Source organism: Serratia sp. 2880STDY5682894 (genome assembly GCF_001537385.1).
Lineage (GTDB): Bacteria > Pseudomonadota > Gammaproteobacteria > Enterobacterales > Enterobacteriaceae > Serratia > Serratia nevei.
In genome coordinates this window covers 108,460-127,195 of record NZ_FCJA01000010.1, presented here as the reverse complement: position 1 = coordinate 127,195, position 18,736 = coordinate 108,460, and the positions used below count along the sequence as shown (strand labels likewise).

General features: G+C 62.0%; 18 protein-coding genes. 13 read left to right on the top strand and 5 right to left on the bottom strand.

From position 1 onward, the window contains the following. Positions 1-7: 7 nt before the first annotated feature. Positions 8-1,627, bottom strand: coding sequence for an ABC-F family ATP-binding cassette domain-containing protein (locus tag AWX27_RS20550; RefSeq protein ID WP_060424723.1), 1,620 nt, complete (start codon positions 1,625-1,627; stop codon positions 8-10). Positions 1,628-1,934: 307 nt separating this feature from the next. Here AWX27_RS20550 and AWX27_RS20545 point away from each other — a divergent pair, with 307 nt between their 5' ends. Beyond that, complete coding sequence (locus AWX27_RS20545; RefSeq protein WP_060424720.1) at positions 1,935-3,956, top strand: oxidoreductase; 2,022 nt, start codon at positions 1,935-1,937, stop codon at positions 3,954-3,956. A gap of 34 nt (positions 3,957-3,990) precedes the next feature. Here AWX27_RS20545 and rlmG read toward each other — a convergent pair whose 3' ends face one another. Then, positions 3,991-5,130 (bottom strand): 23S rRNA (guanine(1835)-N(2))-methyltransferase RlmG, encoded by a 1,140-nt coding sequence (rlmG, locus tag AWX27_RS20540; RefSeq protein ID WP_015379148.1) that lies wholly within the window; start codon positions 5,128-5,130, stop codon positions 3,991-3,993. A gap of 149 nt (positions 5,131-5,279) precedes the next feature. On the opposite strand from rlmG, the gene AWX27_RS20535 reads away from it, so the two are divergent. From AWX27_RS20535 to sstT, 5 genes are all read left to right on the top strand, one after another. After that, a complete protein-coding gene (locus AWX27_RS20535; RefSeq protein WP_004937154.1) occupies positions 5,280-5,786 on the top strand; it encodes a M48 metallopeptidase family protein in 507 nt (168 codons plus the stop codon). Between the two features lie 50 nt (positions 5,787-5,836). After that, positions 5,837-6,817 (top strand): Gfo/Idh/MocA family protein, encoded by a 981-nt coding sequence (locus AWX27_RS20530; RefSeq protein WP_060424718.1) that lies wholly within the window; start codon positions 5,837-5,839, stop codon positions 6,815-6,817. Position 6,818: 1 nt separating this feature from the next. After that, entirely contained in the window at positions 6,819-7,550 is a 732-nt protein-coding gene (locus AWX27_RS20525; protein ID WP_060424716.1) for a glutamine amidotransferase, read from the top strand. A gap of 252 nt (positions 7,551-7,802) precedes the next feature. Beyond that, on the top strand, positions 7,803-8,771 hold the full coding sequence (locus tag AWX27_RS20520) for a TerC family protein (RefSeq protein ID WP_060424713.1): 969 nt from the start codon (positions 7,803-7,805) through the stop codon (positions 8,769-8,771). Positions 8,772-9,033: 262 nt separating this feature from the next. Beyond that, the gene (gene sstT, locus AWX27_RS20515) at positions 9,034-10,269 is read left to right on the top strand and encodes a serine/threonine transporter SstT (RefSeq protein WP_060424710.1); all 1,236 of its coding nucleotides are present in this window, start codon (positions 9,034-9,036) and stop codon (positions 10,267-10,269) included. A 52-nt stretch (positions 10,270-10,321) separates the two neighbouring features. On the opposite strand, the gene AWX27_RS20510 is transcribed toward sstT, so the two are convergent. From AWX27_RS20510 to AWX27_RS25175, 3 genes are read right to left on the bottom strand one after another with little or no spacing between them, the layout of a single operon-like run. After that, the gene (locus tag AWX27_RS20510) at positions 10,322-11,809 is read right to left on the bottom strand and encodes a UxaA family hydrolase (protein ID WP_060424708.1); all 1,488 of its coding nucleotides are present in this window, start codon (positions 11,807-11,809) and stop codon (positions 10,322-10,324) included. A 20-nt stretch (positions 11,810-11,829) separates the two neighbouring features. After that, on the bottom strand, positions 11,830-13,242 hold the full coding sequence (gene uxaC / locus AWX27_RS20505) for a glucuronate isomerase (RefSeq protein WP_060424706.1): 1,413 nt from the start codon (positions 13,240-13,242) through the stop codon (positions 11,830-11,832). Positions 13,243-13,297: 55 nt separating this feature from the next. Continuing rightward, complete coding sequence (locus AWX27_RS25175) at positions 13,298-13,465, bottom strand: hypothetical protein (protein ID WP_154618198.1); 168 nt, start codon at positions 13,463-13,465, stop codon at positions 13,298-13,300. Between the two features lie 77 nt (positions 13,466-13,542). On the opposite strand from AWX27_RS25175, the gene AWX27_RS20500 reads away from it, so the two are divergent. From AWX27_RS20500 to AWX27_RS20470, 7 genes are all read left to right on the top strand, one after another. Beyond that, entirely contained in the window at positions 13,543-14,841 is a 1,299-nt protein-coding gene (locus tag AWX27_RS20500; protein WP_060424703.1) for an MFS transporter, read from the top strand. A gap of 119 nt (positions 14,842-14,960) precedes the next feature. Then, positions 14,961-15,737 (top strand): transcriptional regulator ExuR, encoded by a 777-nt coding sequence (exuR, locus tag AWX27_RS20495; RefSeq protein ID WP_033636102.1) that lies wholly within the window; start codon positions 14,961-14,963, stop codon positions 15,735-15,737. A 186-nt stretch (positions 15,738-15,923) separates the two neighbouring features. Further along, the gene (locus AWX27_RS20490; protein ID WP_060424701.1) at positions 15,924-16,370 is read left to right on the top strand and encodes a hypothetical protein; all 447 of its coding nucleotides are present in this window, start codon (positions 15,924-15,926) and stop codon (positions 16,368-16,370) included. 136 nt (positions 16,371-16,506) lie between these two features. Continuing rightward, positions 16,507-17,187, top strand: coding sequence for a DedA family protein (locus AWX27_RS20485; protein ID WP_049198505.1), 681 nt, complete (start codon positions 16,507-16,509; stop codon positions 17,185-17,187). Beyond that, on the top strand, positions 17,184-17,558 hold the full coding sequence (mzrA, locus tag AWX27_RS20480) for an EnvZ/OmpR regulon moderator MzrA (protein WP_004937130.1): 375 nt from the start codon (positions 17,184-17,186) through the stop codon (positions 17,556-17,558). The genes AWX27_RS20485 and mzrA overlap by 4 nt, the downstream gene beginning before the upstream one ends. Before the next feature lie 241 nt (positions 17,559-17,799). Further along, entirely contained in the window at positions 17,800-18,171 is a 372-nt protein-coding gene (locus AWX27_RS20475) for a DUF1090 domain-containing protein (RefSeq protein ID WP_033636105.1), read from the top strand. Between the two features lie 164 nt (positions 18,172-18,335). Then, positions 18,336-18,641: an ElaB/YgaM/YqjD family protein gene (locus AWX27_RS20470; protein WP_060424699.1), complete on the top strand. Its 306-nt coding sequence runs from the start codon at positions 18,336-18,338 to the stop codon at positions 18,639-18,641. Positions 18,642-18,736: the final 95 nt, after the last annotated feature.

Here is an 18,736-nt window from a genome sequence, read left to right as displayed (position 1 = left end):
TTGCGCGTTACCAGGCCTGAAGCCGCCAGCCGTCCGCCTGCCGGTTCAGGCGGTGCGTCGGCCGCAGCGCCTGCAGGAAGTCTTCGTCGTGCGATACCACCAGCATCGCGCCGGGGAAATCCGCCAGGGCAGTTTCGATCGCCAGCGACGACGCCAGATCCAGGTGGTTGGTCGGTTCGTCCAGCAACAGCAGCTGCGCCGGTTGTCGCCGCCACAACGCGCAGGCCAGCGCCGCCTTAAGCCGTTCGCCGCCGCTCAGCGCGCCCAGCGGCAGCGCGATGCGATCCGCACCAAGCTGCAGCTGCGCCAGCCGAGTGCGCAACGCGCCTTCCGCCAGCGGCGAATCCTGCAGCCCCAGATGGTCCATCACCGACAGACTCGGGTCGAGCTGCGACAGAGTTTGATCGAGGTAGGCCGTCGACAGCGGGCAATGACAATGGCCGGAAAGCGCCGTCAGCTGACCGAGAACGGTTTTCAGCAAGGTGGATTTGCCGCAGCCGTTGGGGCCGGTCAACGCCACGCGCATCGGGCCGTCGATACGCAGATCCAGCGGCGGCGCGCTGACGAACGGCAGTTGCAGCTGCTCGAGCACCAGCACCTGCTTGTTCGCGCTCACCTCGCTGCCCGGCAGCGCCAGCAACACCGGTTGCTCGTCCTCCACCCGCTGATAGGCCTCGCGCACCGCCGCATCGAGGCTGTCGCGCTGGTCCTGATGCTGTTTGCGCAGCGTGCCGAGGCTCTCCTTCGCCGCCGATTTGTAGGCCACCCGTTCGAAAGAGGCGATATTCAGCGTATCGACGACGCGCAGCGTTTGCGCCGAGCGCCGCTGGCTCATGTCGTGCTCTTTCTGCTGACGGGCGCGGGTGCGGCGGCGCTCCTCGCGCGCATGTTCCAGATCGGCGCGCGCCGCCTGCTGCTCCATGTCGCGCTGGCGCCGGTAGTCGTCGTAGTTGCCGCCATAGCTGCGCAGCGCACCGGGCGTCAGTTCGACGATGCGCTCCATACGCCCCAGCAGCTGCCGATCATGGCTGGCGATCAGCAGCCCGCCGCGCCACTGATCCAGCTGCTGATACAGCCAGGCGCGCCCGGCGCTGTCGAGGTGGTTGGTCGGTTCGTCCAACAGCAGATAATCCGCCTCCCCCAGAAAAGCGCCACACAGCGCCGCGCGCATCCGTTCGCCGCCGCTCAGTGAGCTTGCGGGTCGCAGCGGATCGAAGGCCGGCAGCCCGGCGGCGGCGAAGGCGCTTTGCAGGCGATCGTTGAGATCCCAGCGCCTTTCCAGACGATCGATGTCGTCCGCCAACGGCCGCCCTTGCTCGATGCGCGCCAGCGCGGCGAAGACCTCGCCGTAGCCCAGCAGCTGCGCCAGCGTGGTGTTCGCCGCGATCTCCGGCTGCTGCGCAACGTAAGCCAATGCGGCATGGGATTCGACGTGCCCGTTGCCCGGCCGCTCCCGCCCGGCGATCAGGCGCAACAGCTGGGTTTTGCCGACGCCGTTGCGCCCCACCAGGCCGCAGCGCGACCGATCGAAAGCGAGATCCAGCGGGCCGAACAGCGTTTCGCCGTCAGCAAATTGGCAGGTCAGTTGATGTAAAACGAAATAAGGGGACTGCGCAAAATGAGCCATAAGCACTCCTGAATGAGATCAAAACATCCCCACAGGGCGCGGGAGCGCACAGCGTGGGACCCGATATCAGCAGGTGTGGTTGTTCATTTTCGGTTATGGCTCCGCAGAGAGAAGGAATTTACAACGCGCAAAGGTTAACCGATCTTTTGTTCGTTATGCAAACGGTGCCTGAGATTCATGACGTCTATCACATTCGGCACAACGCAGATTCCCAAGCGGCGCGACAACGGCTAGATTTATCTCATCCGACCACTTATGTTCACATAATTATAACAACGGGCCCCGATTTCACCCGATGGAGAGTGCAATGAGCAATTACCCTCACCTGCTGGCGCCGCTGGATCTCGGCTTCACCACCCTGAAAAACCGGGTGCTGATGGGATCGATGCATACCGGCCTGGAAGAGCTGCCTGACGGCCCGCAGCGCCTGGCCGCGTTCTATGCCGAGCGCGCCGCCGCCGGCGTGGCCCTGATCGTCACCGGCGGCATCGCGCCCAACGACAAAGGCGTGGTGTATCGCGGCGGTTCCACCCTCAACAGCGAGGCGCAGCTGCCTCACCATCGGCCGGTCACCGAGGCCGTTCATCGCGCGGGCGGCAAGATAGCGCTGCAGATCCTGCATGCCGGCCGCTACAGCTATCAGCCGCACCCGGTGGGCCCTTCCGCGCTGCAGGCGCCGATCAATCCCTTCGCGCCAAGCGCGCTGAATGAAGCGGAGATCGAGCAGACCATCGCCGACTTCGCCCGCTGCGCGGCGCTGGCGCAACAGGCCGGCTACGACGGCGTTGAGGTGATGGGTTCCGAAGGCTACCTGATCAACCAATTTTTGGCGGCGCGCACCAACCAGCGCGACGATCGCTGGGGCGGCAGCTTCACCAACCGCATGCGCTTCGCCGTCGAGATTGTGCGGGCGGTGCGCCAGGCGGTGGGCGCGGAATTCATTCTGATCTACCGGCTGTCGATGCTCGATCTGGTGGAAGACGGCTCCAGCTGGCAGGAGATTGAACAGCTGGCGCTGGCGGTCGAACAGGCAGGCGCCACGATCATCAATACCGGCATCGGCTGGCACGAGGCGCGCATCCCGACCATCGCCACCATGGTGCCGCGCGCCGGGTTCAGCTGGGTGACCCGCAAGCTGATGGGCAAGGTGGGTATTCCGCTGATCACCACTAACCGCATCAACGATCCGGCGGTGGCCGAGCAGGTGCTGGCGGACGGCTGCGCCGACATGGTGTCGATGGCGCGCCCGTTCCTCGCCGACGCCGCCTTTGTGCAGAAAGCCGCCGAGGGACGCGCCGACGAGATCAATACCTGCATCGGTTGCAACCAGGCCTGTCTCGACCAGATTTTTGAAGGCAAGCTGACGTCTTGCCTGGTCAATCCGCGCGCCTGCCGCGAAACCGAAATGCCGTTGACGATGGCGGAGAAACCGAAAAAGCTGGCGGTGATCGGCGCCGGCCCCGCCGGGCTGGCCTTCGCCACCACTGCCGCCAGCCGCGGCCATCAGGTGACGCTGTTCGACGCGGCCGATCAGATCGGCGGCCAGTTCAACATCGCCAAGCAGATCCCCGGCAAGGAAGAATTCCATGAAACCCTGCGTTACTTCCGCCGCCAGCTGGCGCTGCGCGAAGTGACGGTCAGGCTGGGCGTCAAGGTCGAGGCGGCGGATTTAAGCGAATTCGACGAAGTGATCCTCGCCTGCGGCATCTTGCCGCGCACCCCGGACATCCCCGGCATCGGCCACGCCAAGGTGCTGAGCTATCTGGACGTGCTGCGCGATAAAAAACCGGTCGGCCAGCGGGTGGCGATCGTCGGCGCCGGCGGCATCGGCTTCGACACCGCCGAGTACCTCAGCCAGCACGGCGTGTCCAGCAGCCAGGATCAGGCGGAATTCAACCGCGAATGGGGCATTGACGGCCGCCTTGAGCAGCGCGGCGGGCTGGCGGCGCAAGGCCCTCAGGCGCCACGCGCCGCGCGGCAAATCTATCTGCTGCAGCGCAAAACCAGCAAAGTGGGCGAAGGCCTGGGGAAAACCACTGGTTGGATCCACCGCGCCAGCCTGGCGATGCGCGGCGTGAAAATGCTCAACAGCGTCAGCTATCGGCTGATCGACGACGAAGGGCTGCACATCACCCGCGCCGAGCAGGACAGCTGCCTGCCGGTAGACACGGTGGTCATCTGCGCCGGGCAGGAACCACGCCGCGAGCTGCAGCAGCCGCTGCAGGCGATGGGGAAAATCGTGCATCTGATCGGCGGCGCCGACGTGGCCGCCGAGCTGGACGCCCGCCGCGCGATCGATCAGGGTACGCGGCTGGCGATGGCGCTGTAAAAAAGGGGCGCACAGCGCCCCTTGGTCATCACGCTCAGCGACGCGCGCCGGATTTAACCGCTCTCAAGATCACGAACTTCTTGTTCGAGGCCACCAGCGTGCAGTTGCCGAACAGACGCTTGAGCTTCTGATGATAGTCGAGGTGGCGGTTGCCGACGATGCGTAACTCGCCGCCTACCTGCAGGCAGCGCTTGGCGTCGCAGAACATCTGCCAGGCGGTGTGATCGGTAATGGCATGCTGCTGGTGGAACGGCGGGTTACACAGCACCGCCTGCACGCTTTCGCGCTCGATGCCCGCCAGCGCGTTGTTCACCTCAAACTGGCAACGATCCAGCTCTTGCGGCAGGTTGTGCTCCACGTTCAGCTCGCTGGAGGCCACCGCCATGTAAGATTCATCGACGAAGGTCACCTGCGCTTCCGGGTTTTGCGCCAGCGCCGTCAGGCCAATCACGCCGTTGCCGCAGCCCAGATCGACGATATGGCCGTTCAGGCCACGCGGCAGATGTTCCATAAACAGGCGCGCGCCGATATCCAGGCTGCCGCGCGAGAAGACGTTGGCGTGGTTATGGATAAGCCAATCGGTGCCGTCCAGCGTCCAGTCGGTGGTTTCCGCCGCCGCCGGTGGGACGATATCCGCCGCCTGGCAGAAGATCAGGCGCGCTTTCTTCCACGCCAGGCTGGTGCGCGTCGGGCCCAGCACCTTTTCAAACAGCTGCATCGTCGAGGTATGCACGTCGCGCGCCTTGGCGCCGGCGACGATCAGCGTGTCTTCGGTCACGACGTGGCGCAGCGCGCGCAGCTGCTGCTCCAGCAGCGCCAGCGCTTTCGGCACGCGAATCAGCACCACCGCCGGCGCCGCCGGCAGCTCGGCCAGGCTGTCCAACAGCGTGACCTGCTCGGGATCCAGACCGTTGAGCTTCAGGTTGTGGCGCGTCGCCAGCTGGCTCATGTACGAGTCGCTGACGCTGTAAGGACGATGCGCGTGCAGCGCACAGGCCAGGGTGCCGAAGTTATCGTTGAAAATCAGCACCGGACGGCCGCCGATATCTACGTTTTCAAGCTGTTGCAGCAGATATTCGTCCGCTGCTTCCCACGCCTGCAGTTGGGTGGATTCTTCCTGTTGGGGATAACGCTCCAGCTCAAGTTGCTGTGTTCCCAGATCGAGTTGGCTCATTGCCCCTCCTGACTGATAAAATTTGGGCTGTTTATCCCCTAAAAACGCCCGTCAGTAAAATGTTTTTTCGGATAAATTGCGTATGTCAGGATTTGAGCGAAAAAACAGCATAGAATGACCGGCTGAATGGCCGTTGATACGGAACAAGAATGTCTGAATTGACCTACCTGCAAGGCTACCCAACGCATCTGCAAAGCCAGGTGCAGCAACTGATCCATCAGAACCGGCTGGGAGACGTGCTGCTGCAGCGCTATCCGCAGGTGCACGACTGCACCACCGACAAGTCGCTGTATCAGTTTACCGTCGATCTGAAAAACCAGTATCTGCGCAACGCCCAGCCGCTGAGCAAGGTGGCCTACGACAGCAAGATCCACGTCATGAAGCACGCGCTTGGCCTGCATACCGCCATCTCGCGCGTGCAGGGCGGCAAGCTGAAGGCCAAGGCGGAAATCCGCGTGGCGACGGTGTTCAAGGTGGCGCCCGAACCCTTCCTGCGCATGATCGTGGTGCATGAGCTGGCGCACCTGAAAGAGAAAGATCACAACAAGGCGTTCTACAGCCTGTGCTGCCATATGGAGCCGGATTACCACCAGCTGGAGTTCGATACCCGGCTGTATCTGACGCACCTTTCGCTGTTCGGCGAGCTGTATGCATAGCGAGTGAGGGCGTGATAATCTGCGGTTTTAGGCCTGGACCGGAGCTCGCCATGATTCGCTTTGCCGTCGTCGGCACCAACTGGATTACGGAACGTTTTATCGATGCCGCCCATGAAAGCGGCAAACTCAAGCTGAGCGCCGTGTATTCACGCTCGCTGGACCAGGCGCAGGCATTTGGCGCCAACTATCAGGTCACGCAGTTTTTCGACTCGCTCGAGGCGATGGCGCAGTCTGACGCCATAGACGCGGTGTATATCGCCAGCCCCAATTCCCTGCACTGCCCGCAATCGCTGCTGTTCCTGCGCCATAAAAAACACGTGATCTGCGAAAAGCCGCTGGCCTCCAACCAGCGCGAAGCGGAACAGCTGGTAGCCTGCGCGCGGGAAAATCAGGTGGTGCTGTTCGAAGCGTTCAAAAGCGCCTACTTGCCGAATTTCCTGGCGCTGCAGCAGGCATTGCCGAAAGTCGGCCGGCTGCGCAAAGCCTTTATCAACTACTGCCAATACTCTTCGCGCTACCCGCGCTATCTCGCCGGCGAGAACCCCAACACCTTTAACCCCCAGTTCTCCAACGGCTCGATCATGGACATCGGCTACTACTGCCTGGCCAGCGCGGTAGCGCTGTTCGGCGCGCCGCAGTCGGTGCTGGCCAGCGCCACGCTGCTGGATACCGGCGTGGACGCCCACGGCACCGTCTGTCTGAACTACGGCGATTTCGACGTCACGCTTTCCCATTCCAAGGTCAGCGACTCGGCGATCCCCAGCGAGATCCAGGGGGAAGAAGGCACGCTGATTATCGACAAGATTTCCGAGTGTCAGGGCGTGGCGCTGACGCCGCGCGGCGGCAACCGCCAGGATCTGAGCCAGACACAGCATATCAATACCATGCTGTATGAAGCGCTGGCCTTCGCCGAGCTGATTGAGAAGCATCAGGTGGAACACCCGGGGCTGGAGAATTCGCTGATCGTCGCCCGCCTGCTGACCGACATCCGCCGCCAGACCGGCGTCGTCTTCCCCGCCGACGGAGCATGAGATGAAACCGCTGCTCGTGATGCAAACCGGCGACGCGCCGCAGGCCATTCGCCAGGAACTGGCCAACTTTGAAGGTATGTTCCTGCAACAGGGCAACATCGACGCCGAACGCGCGCACATCGTGCATCTTCCCGCCGGCGAACGGCCGTTGCCGCCGGCCGCCTATTGCGGCGTAGTCATCACCGGATCGCCGGCGATGGTGACCGAACAGCTGCCGTGGAGCGAGGAAGCCGCCGAATGGCTGCGTCAGGCGATGGCGATCAAACTGCCGCTGTTCGGCGTCTGCTACGGCCACCAGCTGCTGGCCTACGCGCTCGGCGGCGAAGTGGGCTACCACCCGCAGGGCATGGAGGTGGGTACGCTGGAGATCGAACTGCTGCCCGCCGCGGCCGAAGACCGGCGGCTCACCCTGCTGCCGCCGCGTTTCAAGGCCAACCTTATCCATTCGCAGAGCGTGCTGACGCCGCCCGCCGGCGCGCAGACGCTGGCGCGTTCGCAGCAGGACGCGCACCAGATCCTGCGCTATGGCGATCACGCCCTGACCACCCAGTTCCATCCGGAATTCAACGGCGCGGTGATGAGCCAGTATCTGCAGTGGCTTGGCGAACTGCATCCCGAGCAACAAGCCCGCTATCAACAGCAACAACAACAGGTTAGCGACACGCCGTTCAGCCGCCTGCTGCTGCAGGGATTCGTCGTCAGCCTCGGCGCGCAAAAAGCGATGGCCGGCTAACGCGATTCACGTTGACCGCCGACACATTTTGCATTACTTTCTGCTCTGCAAAGGGGAGTAACTTCATTGCCGGTCAATCGTCATTACGATGCGCAAGCATCCGGTTACCGGGCAACCTGATGTCAAAGGTGTAACCACCTTCATCAACGTTGTAAGTGAGACCTTGCCGGAAGGCGAGGTTTGCTTGCAGCGTTCACAGAGCGGCTGGCGTCTTCCGACGTTGGCCGTTTTTGTTTTTGAAGGATACCTCTGATGATGAATTCCGTTGGCACACCGTGGTTATGGGGCAGCTTCGCCGCCGTCATAGTCGTGATGCTCGCAATCGACCTCCTGTTGCAGGGCCGTAAAGGCGCGCACACCATGACCCTGAAGCAGGCCGCCAGCTGGTCGCTGGTGTGGGTCAGCCTCTCCCTGCTGTTCAATTTCGGTTTCTGGTACTACCTGAATGAAACCGCCGGGCGCGCCGTCGCCGATACCCAGGCGCTGGCCTTCCTGACCGGCTACCTGATCGAAAAAGCGCTGGCGGTGGATAACGTGTTCGTCTGGCTGATGCTGTTCAGCTACTTCGCCGTGCCGGCCAACCTGCAGCGGCGGGTGCTGATCTACGGCGTGCTGGGCGCGATCGTCCTGCGTACCATCATGATCTTCGCCGGCAGCTGGCTGGTCAGCCAGTTCCAGTGGCTGCTGTATCTGTTCGGCGCCTTCCTGCTGTTCACCGGCATCAAGATGGCGCTGGCGAAGGAAGATGACTCGGCGATCGGCGACAAGCCGCTGGTGAAATGGCTGCGCAGCCACCTGCGCATGACCGACAGCCTGGAAGGCGAGCGCTTCTTCGTGCGCCGCAACGGCATCCTGTTCGCCACCCCGCTGGTGCTGGTGCTGATCCTGGTCGAACTGAGCGACGTGATCTTCGCGGTGGACAGCATCCCGGCGATCTTCGCCGTGACCACCGATCCGTTCATTGTCCTGACCTCTAACCTGTTCGCCATCATGGGCCTGCGCGCCATGTACTTCCTGCTGGCCAACGTGGCGGAGCGTTTCTCGATGCTGAAATATGGCCTGTCGGTGATTCTGGTGTTTATCGGCATCAAGATGCTGATTATCGACTTCTTCCACATCCCGATCGGCGTGTCGCTCGGCGTGGTGGCAGGCATCCTGACGCTTACCTTGCTGATCAACGCCTGGGTCAATCGCCGTAACGATCGCCTGGCGAAGAAATAACCACAATCTGTTATCCGGGGCGCTAGTCGCCCCGCGATTGTTTGGCAATTCCCCCAAAACGCCAAACGTTATTGCGATCACACAAATGTAACCAGTATGTTATCAAGTGTTGATCCGCGCTCAGAATTTCATCCCCGCCTCTTTCCAACATCATTCGATTGCTGAATACTGATTCGGCAAACACACTTAGTTACAGAATCATATAAAGCTACCCGGTGTCGTTCCCGCCGCGGCGGCCAGATAACATCAGGAAGAAAGCACTATGCAAAAACTACTACAAAGGATCACGCAGGGCAGCCTGGTCAAACAAATCATGGTCGGCCTGGTGGCCGGCATTCTGGTGGCGCTGGTTTCGCCGGCAGCCGCGGCCGCCGTCGGCCTGCTCGGCACCCTGTTCGTCGGCGCGCTGAAAGCGGTGGCGCCGCTGCTGGTGCTGATTCTGGTTATGGCCTCGATCGCCAACCATAAACAGGGGCAGAAGACCAACATTCGCCCGATCCTGTTCCTCTACCTGCTGGGCACCTTTGCCGCCGCGCTGGTGGCGGTCGTCGTCAGCTTTATCTTCCCTTCTACGCTGGCGCTGACCACCGGCGCGACGGACATTACCCCGCCGGGCGGCATCGTGGACGTGATGAAAGGCCTGTTGATGAGCGTGGTGGCCAACCCGTTCCATGCGCTGATTAACGCCAACTACATCGGTATTCTGGCGTGGGCCGTCGGGCTGGGGCTGGCGCTGCGCCACGCTTCCGAAACCACTAAAGGGCTGATCAACGACATGTCCCATGCGGTTACGCTGGTGGTGCGCGCGGTGATCCGCTGTGCGCCGCTCGGCATCTTCGGCCTGGTGGCTTCCACGCTGGCGGAAACCGGCTTCGGCGTGCTGTGGGGCTACGCCCAGCTGCTGATGGTACTGCTCGGCTGCATGCTGCTGGTGGCGCTGGTGCTCAACCCGCTGATCGTTTACTGGAAAATCCGCCGCAACCCGTATCCGCTGGTGTTCGCCTGCCTGCGCGAGAGCGGCGTGACCGCCTTCTTCACCCGCAGCTCCGCCGCCAACATCCCGGTGAACATGGAGCTGTGCAAGAAGCTGAATCTGAATGAGGACACCTACTCGGTTTCCATCCCGCTGGGCGCCACCATCAACATGGCCGGCGCGGCGATCACCATCACCGTGCTGACGCTGGCAGCGGTGAACACGCTGGGCATCGCGGTGGACGTCCCGACCGCTCTGCTGCTGAGCGTGGTGGCCGCCCTGTGCGCCTGCGGGGCCTCCGGCGTGGCCGGCGGCTCGCTGCTGCTGATCCCGTTGGCGTGCAACATGTTCGGCATTCCGAACGACGTGGCGATGCAGGTGGTGGCGGTCGGCTTTATTATCGGCGTGCTGCAGGATTCGGCGGAAACCGCCCTCAACTCCTCCACCGACGTGCTGTTCACCGCCGCGGCCTGCCAGGCGGAAGATCAACGGCTGGCGAACGAAGACCCGCTGAAGGTGCGTTAAGCGCAAGTTGCTTCATAAAAAGGCGCTCCCTCGAGCGCCTTTTTTGTCAGCGTTAGAGCGTCACCCCGCTTTTAAAGATCGCCAGCTCGCGGAAATCGTTGGCTTCATTGCGCGCCGGGCGGCCGTTGGCGATCTCGACGATCAGATCGACGAAGCGGCCGAGCAAGGTCTCCATCGCCACGCCGTGGATCAGGCCGCCGGCGTCGAAATCGATCCAATGCGGTTTCTTCGCCGCCAGCTCGCTGTTGGTGGCCAGCTTCACCGTCGGCACAAAGCCGCCGTATGGCGTGCCGCGCCCGGTGCTGAACAGCACCATATGGCAGCCGGCACCGGCCAGCGCGCTGGTCGCCACCGCATCGTTGCCCGGCGCGCTGAGCAGATTCAGCCCCGGCACGCGCAGCCGCTCACCGTACTTCAGCACGTCCACCACCTGGCTCAGGCCCGCTTTTTGGGTGCAGCCGAGCGATTTCTCTTCCAGCGTGGTAATGCCGCCGGCCTTATTGCCCGGCGATGGGTTCTCGTATATCGGCTGTTGATGGGCGATGAAATAGCGTTTGAAATCGTTGATCATGTCGACGGTTTTGTCGAAGGTCACCCCGTCGCGGCAACGGCTCATCAGAATGCGCTCGGCGCCGAACATCTCCGGTACTTCGGTCAGCACCGTGGTGCCGCCGTTGGCGATCACATAATCGGAAAAGCGCCCCAGCAACGGGTTGGCGGTGATGCCCGACAATCCGTCCGAACCGCCGCACTCCAGGCCGAACTTCAGCTCGCTCAGGCGGCCCGGCTCGCGGCGATCGTGGCGCATCTCCCGGTACAGCTCGTGCAACAGCGCCAGCCCGGCCTCCACCTCGTCGTCCTGCTGTTGGCACACCATAAAGCGCAGCCGCCGCTCGTCCGCCATCCCCAGCGTGGCGCGAAAAGCATCCACCTGATTGTTCTCGCACCCCAGCCCGATCACCAGCACCGCGCCGGCGTTGGGATGGCGCGCCATGTTCTGCAGCATGATGCGGGTGTTGGCATGATCCTGCCCCAGCTGCGAGCAGCCGAACGGATGGCTGAACAGATGCACGCCGTCGATCCCCTCCGCCTGCGTTTGCTGCAAAAAGCGCTGCTGGATCTGGCGGGCGATGCCGTTGACGCAGCCGACGGTCGGCACGATCCACAGTTCGTTGCGGATCCCCACGTCGCCGCCGGCCCGGCGGTACAGCTGCACCTCGCGATCCGCCGCCTGCGGCGGCAACGCCGGGAACTGCGGCTGGTAACGGTAGCTGTCCAGATCGCTCAGGTTGGTTTTGGCGTTTTGCGAATGAATATGCTCCCCAGGGCCGATGGCCACGAGCGCGTGGCCGATCGGCTGGCCATATTTGATGATGTCCTCGCCCTCGGCGATCGGGCCGAGCGCAAACTTGTGCCCGCGCGCCACCGGCTGCACCAGCGGAACGGCTACGCCTGCCAGCTCAACCGTGTCTCCGGCGGCCAGGTCGCGCAGCGCTACCGCCACGTTATCCTGCTCGTGAATCTTTATCGTACTTTGCATAAACCGGTCCCGGATAACGGCTACGCCAGGTCAATGGCGAAATAGTCTTTGGCGTTGTCGAAGCAGATGTTTTTCACCATCCCGCCCAGCAGCGCGATATCGGCCGGCGCTTCGCCGTCCGTCACCCAGCGGCCGATCATCTGGCAAAGGATGCGGCGGAAGTATTCATGGCGCGTATACGACAGGAAGCTGCGACTGTCGGTCAGCATGCCGACGAAGCGGCTCAGCAGCCCGAGTTGCGCCAGCTGCGTCATTTGGCGCTGCATGCCGTCCTTCTGATCGTTGAACCACCAGCCGGAGCCAAACTGCATCTTGCCCGGCGTGCCTTCCCCCTGGAAATTGCCGATCATGGTACCGATCACTTCGTTATCGCGCGGGTTGAGGCAATAGAGAATGGTTTTCGGCAGGCCGCCCTGCCGCGCCTGGGCATCCAGCAGCCGCGACAGCGGCTCCGCCAGCGGCCGATCGTTGATCGAGTCGAAGCCGATATCCGGCCCGACGGCGGCCAACATGCGGCTGTTGTTATTGCGCAGCGCGCCGATGTGATATTGCTGCACCCAGCCGCGGCGCCGATATTCGCCGGCCAGGAACAGCAGCACCGCGCTTTTGAACTGTGCGCTCTGTTCCGGCGTCGGTAGCTCGCCGTTCAGGCGACGCAGCAGGATCGCATCCAGCGTCGCTTCATCGGCCTCGCCGAACACCACCACGTCCAGCGCATGGTCGGCCACCTTGCAACCGTGGGCGGCGAAGTGATCCATACGCTTGTGCAGGGCGTCGCACAGCATGCTGAAACGGCCGATGGCGGTGTCCGCCGCCGCCTCCAGCTGCCGCAGATAGTCATTGAAGCCGGGCGCATCGATGGCGAAGGCCTTGTCTGGCCGCCAGCTCGGCAACACCTTGATATCGAAGCTATGATCGTCGGCGATCGCCCGATGGTGGCGCAGATCGTCGATCGGATCGTCGGTGGTACCGACCATTTTCACGTTCATCTGCCGCATGATGCCGCGCGCGCGAAACTCATCCTGCGCCAGCAGCGCATTGCCGCGCTGCCAGATCTCATCCGCCGTGCTCGGCGACAGCAGCGTCCCGGTGATGCCGAACGGCCGGCGCAGCTCCAGGTGCGTCCAGTGATAGAGCGGGTTGCCAATGGTGTGCGGCACCGTGGCGGCCCAGGCGTCGAATTTCTCGCGATCGCCCGCATCGCCGGTGCACAGCCGCTCCGCCACGCCGTTGGTGCGCATCGCCCGCCATTTGTAGTGATCGCCCCGCAGCCAGATATCGTACAGGTTGCTGAAGCGGGTATTCTCCGCAATCTGCTGCGGCGGCAAATGGCAGTGGTAGTCGAAAATCGGCTGCTGCGCCGCGTAGTCATGGTACAAACGCCGGGCAAATTCGCTGTCCAGCAGGAAATCTTCGCTCAAAAACGTCGCCATCTCGGGCTCCTTACCTTACTTGCCGTGCGGCACAGGGATCGAATCACAAAAGTTATCACACCAATTTTAGCGAGCGTCCAGCAAATTTTTCCCGCCATCTGCCGTTTTGCTGTCCTCCAATCCCTTTTTCACTCGTTTTTACGGCAAATGTGCGGCATAAACGCCCTATTTCACCGGCGACAGTATCGCTCAGGCGAATAATTCCTTTTGTGATATCACTCAACTTTTAAACCTGTATGACAGGTTATTGTCTCGCCAGCCGCATCGCCGGCCATACCTTCAAACGGGGAGACATTTCGGATGCGTAAAATTAAAGGGTTACGCTGGTACATGATCGGGCTGGTGACCGTCGGCACCGTGCTGGGTTACCTGACCCGCAACGCCATCGCCGTGGCGGCGCCGACGCTGGAAGATACGCTGCACATCACCACCCAGCAGTATTCCTATATCGTCGCCGCCTATTCCGCCTGCTACACCGTGATGCAGCCGGTGGCGGGCTATGTGTTGGACGTGCTCGGCACCAAGGTCGGTTACGCCATGTTCGCCATTCTTTGGGCGGTGTTCTGTATGGGCACCGCGCTGGCCAACAGCTGGGGCGGACTGGCGTTGGCGCGCGGCGCGGTCGGCATGGCCGAGGCGGCGATGATCCCCGCCGGGCTGAAGGCCAGCAGCGAGTGGTTTCCGGCCAAAGAGCGTTCGATCGCCGTCGGCTATTTCAACGTCGGTTCGTCGATCGGCGGCATGATCGCCCCGCCGCTGGTGGTATGGGCCATCGTGGCGCACAGCTGGGAGATGGCGTTCATCATCACCGGCGTGCTGAGCCTGATCTGGGCCATCTGCTGGCTGCTGTTCTACAAGCACCCGAAAGATCAGAAGAAACTGAGCCAGGAAGAGCGTCGTTACATCCTCGAAGGCCAGGAAGCGCAGCACCAGACCTCAAACGCCAAAAAGATGTCCGCCTGGCAGATCGTGCGCAACCGCCAGTTCTGGGGCATCGCGCTGCCGCGCTTTCTGGCGGAACCGGCCTGGGGCACCTTCAACGCCTGGATCCCACTGTTCATGTTCAAGGCCTACGGCTTTAATCTGAAAGAGATCGCCATGTTCGCCTGGATGCCGATGCTGTTCGCCGATCTCGGCTGCATCGTCGGCGGCTACCTGCCGCCGCTGTTCCAGAAGTATTTCAAGGTCAATCTGATCGTCTCGCGCAAGCTGGTGGTGACGATGGGGGCGGTGTTGATGATCGGCCCCGGCATGATCGGCCTGTTCACCAGCCCTTATGCGGCTATCGCGCTGCTGTGCGTCGGCGGCTTCGCCCATCAGGCGCTGTCCGGCGCGCTGATCACCCTCTCTTCCGACGTGTTCGGCCGCAATGAGGTGGCGACCGCCAACGGCCTGACCGGCATGGCGGCCTGGACCGCCAGCACGCTGTTCGCCCTGGTGGTCGGCGCCCTGGCGGACACCCTCGGCTTCAGTCCGCTGTTCGCCGCGCTGTCGGTCTTCGACATTCTCGGCGCCATCGTCATCTGGACGGTGCTGCAAAACCGCCCGGCCGCCGAACCGCAACCCGCCGCGCTGCAGCCGGCCCCGGCGCGCAGCTGATCCCGCCGCCCGGCCGCCGCGCCGGGCCTTTTGCTCCTCTGGCAGCGGTGCCGAATAAGTGGTATAACAAATCCGATGGCCACGCGCCCCCTCCCACCGCACCGTATAGAGCATTCACTATGGAATTCACCGAAACCAGACGCCTGTATCAGCAACTGGCCGCCGAGCTTAAGCAACGTATCGAAAGCGGCCGCTACCCGGTAGGCGACAAGCTGCCGGCCGAGCGATACATCGCCGAAGAGATGAATGTCAGCCGCACCGTGGTGCGCGAAGCGATCATCATGCTGGAAGTGGAAGGCTATGTGGACGTGCGCAAGGGATCCGGGATCCACGTGGTGTCCAACCAGCAAAAACACCTGGTGGTGCCGGGCGACAGCATCGAGTTCGCCACCGCGGGCCCGTTTGAGCTGCTGCAGGCGCGCCAGCTGATCGAAAGCAACATCGCCGAATTCGCCGCCACCCAGGTGACCAAACAAGATATCGTGCAGCTGATGGAGATCCAGGAGCACGCCCGCAAAGAGGATCGCTTCCGCGACTCGCAGTGGGATCTGAAGTTCCACGTGCAGGTGGCGCTGGCCACCCAGAACACCGCCATGGCCACCATCGTAGAAAAAATGTGGGTGCAGCGGGTCAACAACCCTTACTGGAAGAAACTGCACGAGCATATCGACGAACGTTCGATCGCCAGCTGGTGCGACGATCACGATCAGATCCTCAAGGCACTGATGCGCAAAGATCCTTACGCCGCTAAACTGGCGATGTGGCAGCACCTGGAAAACACCAAGCAGATGCTGTTTAACGCCACCAGCGACGACTTCGAATACAACGCCGACCGCTACCTGTTCGCCGAGAATCCGGTGGTGCATCTGGATGGCGTGAGCCACGAGCCGAAATAGCCCCGGCGGTCAAAAACCGTCGGCTTATGTCAGGTAATGTAAAATCCGCTGAATCGATGCCGGAACCGCCGTTTGCCGTGTACTATTTCACCGTCGGCAACGTAGATTTCCCTGTTGCCAATCGTGCTATTTTGGTAGAGTTAGCCCACTTTTTTACCCATTGCTGCGGGGGCGGGACGCGAATAAATGCGCTGGTTGTTTGCCATGCTGATTGCTGTTTTCTGCTGGACCGGTTCGGTCTCCGGCCAACAGCTATGCGTGGCGTCACCCAAGCCAACCCCCAGTGCGCTGAGCAGCCTGCCGCTGCTGGCGGAGCCGGCGCTTTCCCCCTATGATCATGTGTATCGGGCGCCGGCCGAAGCGCGCCGCAAAGCCCCCGGCAAGTTGCCGCTGCTGCTGCCCAGAGCGCACTCTTTCCCCGGTTCGCTGCTCGCGTCCTCCCTGACGGCACCGGTCTATACCCTGGCCGCAGAGCCGGGCTACCGAATTCGTTTCCCCCGCCAGGACACCCCGGCCCCCAACCGGCTTGCCCAGGTCGACTGGACGCTGGACGCCTCCAGGCAACAGAGCCGGCAGGCCGGCTGGAAAGAAAGCAACATGCAGTACCGTGGCACGCTGACTTACCACCTATGACCGGTGTCGCACCGCTTAGAAACCTTAAAGCAACGCCGTTTCATCGTTATCAGCATTCAGGATCGCCGCGCGCTTTCAGCCCACGCCCGCTCCGCCGCTGAGATAAAAATAAACAATGACGTTTTAGGAACACCGGATGGATATCATTAAAGAACTGATACATGCCTTGTGGCAGCAGGATTTTGAGACGCTGGCGAACCCTTCGTTGGTGTGGACCCTCTACATTCTGCTGTTCATGATCCTGTTTTTGGAAAACGGCCTGCTGCCGGCCGCTTTCCTGCCGGGCGACAGCCTGCTGATCCTGGTTGGCGTGCTGATCGCCAAAGGCACCATGGGCTTCCCGCTGACCATCGTCATCCTGACCGTCGCCGCCAGCCTGGGGTGCTGGGTCAGCTATATACAGGGCCGATGGCTCGGCAATACGCGAACGGTGCAAGGCTGGCTTTCGCACCTGCCGGCCCACTACCATCAGCGCGCTCACAACCTGTTCCACCGTCACGGGCTTTCCGCCCTGCTGGTCGGCCGCTTCCTGGCCTTCGTGCGCACCCTGCTGCCGACCATCGCCGGCCTGTCCGGCCTGAGCAACGCGCGCTTCCAGTTCTTCAACTGGATGAGCGGCCTGCTGTGGGTCTTGATCCTGACGACGCTGGGTTTCGCGCTGGGGAAAACCCCGGTGTTCCGCAAGTATGAAGATCAGCTGATGTTCTGCCTGATGATGTTGCCGCTGGTGTTGCTGGTGGTCGGGCTGGTCGGCTCGCTGATCGTGCTGTGGCGCAAAAAACGCGCCGGCAGCCAGAATCCGGGGAAAGGGGCGTGACAGCAAAGCGCCCGCGCTGGCAATACGTCTTGATGATCGCGCTCGCCCTGCTGGCGTTGGCGACGCTGTTGGTGCCCTGCATGGTGCGCACCGAGAGCGAGCTGCGCATTCGCGCCAGCCAGCAAGGGCTGTCGCTGCCCGACGGTTTTTACGTCTATCAGCGCCTGGATGAGCGCGGCATCCGCATCAAAAGCATTACGCCGGAAGGCGATGGCCTGGTCATCCGTCTGGATTCGCCGGAGCAGCAATTGCTGGCGCGCGAAGCGCTGCAAACCATCCTGCCGCCCGGTTACCACATCGCGTTGAGCGAGTCCCCCGTGCCGTCGCACTGGGTACGCGAATTTGCGCGTTCCCCACTCAATCTGGGATAATCCCCTTCATAGGAAGGGGTTTCCTTTCATTGCCATTATCTTCATTTTCATTCGCATCGATTAGCTCAAGAATTAATCAGTCGGCACTGAGTCACGGCTGATTCTTTGGGGGCACGCCGGTTTCATGACTATGCTGAAGGGTAACTTCAGCCGGCGATGAACGCCCTCCTCTCGCGCTGCCGCCTTCGGCAGTCAGGAAAGCGGATGCCTGTTCAGGCATCCCATGAAAAGGAACTGAAAGATGAAATTACGCCATTCACTGTTACTGCTGTTGCCACTCTGCACGCTGCCGGCGCTCGCTTCGGCCGCTGAGGGCGGCTGCGCCGCCAAAGCGCAAGACATCCAGCAGCAAATCGACTACGCCACCCAACACGGCAACACCCACCGCGTGGACGGGCTGAAAAAAGCGCTGAGCGAAGTACAGACTCACTGTACCGAAGCCGGCCTGCAGGCCGAACGCCAGAAAAATATCGCGGAGAAGCAGCGCAAGGTCGACGAGCGCCGACAGGAACTGAAAGAAGCACAGCAAACCGGCAAGCTGGACAAGGTCGCCAAGAAGCAGCAAAAGCTGGCGGAAGCGCAGGCTGAGCTGAAACGCGCCCAGGCGGAATAATTTTTTTACACCAGCGGATTTATCGATGAGAGCCCCATCACACGGGATTTCTTAAGCATATGGAATTGATGTCTGGTGTTATCTGCTGGCCATCACCCCTTTGCTCCGGCGAAAAAATCCGCTATGTTAAAAGTCTGTCGAAATAAACGTTAAGGAATAATCACATGGCACATGATTCAAATGCAGAAAACTTACGCGCTGAACTGAAGTCCTTAGCCGATACGCTGGAGGAAGTGCTGAACTCCTCCACCGATAAGCCGAAAGCCGAGCTGGAGAAGCTGCGTTCGAAAGCGGAAGGCGCGCTGAAAGAGAGCCGCGCTCGCCTGAGCGACGCCGGTGACAAGCTGGCTTCGCAAACCAAACAGATCGCCGGTCAGGCCGACGACTACGTGCGCGACAACCCGTGGACCGGCATCGGTATCGGCGCGGCGGTCGGCGTCGTGCTGGGCGTGCTGCTCGCGCGTCGTTAATCATGGCTGAACAACCGCAAGTGCGCGCGCAGGGCCCCGCTAAAGGGGTCCTGGATATCGGTCAGCGCATCATCACGATCCTGGTCGGCATGGTG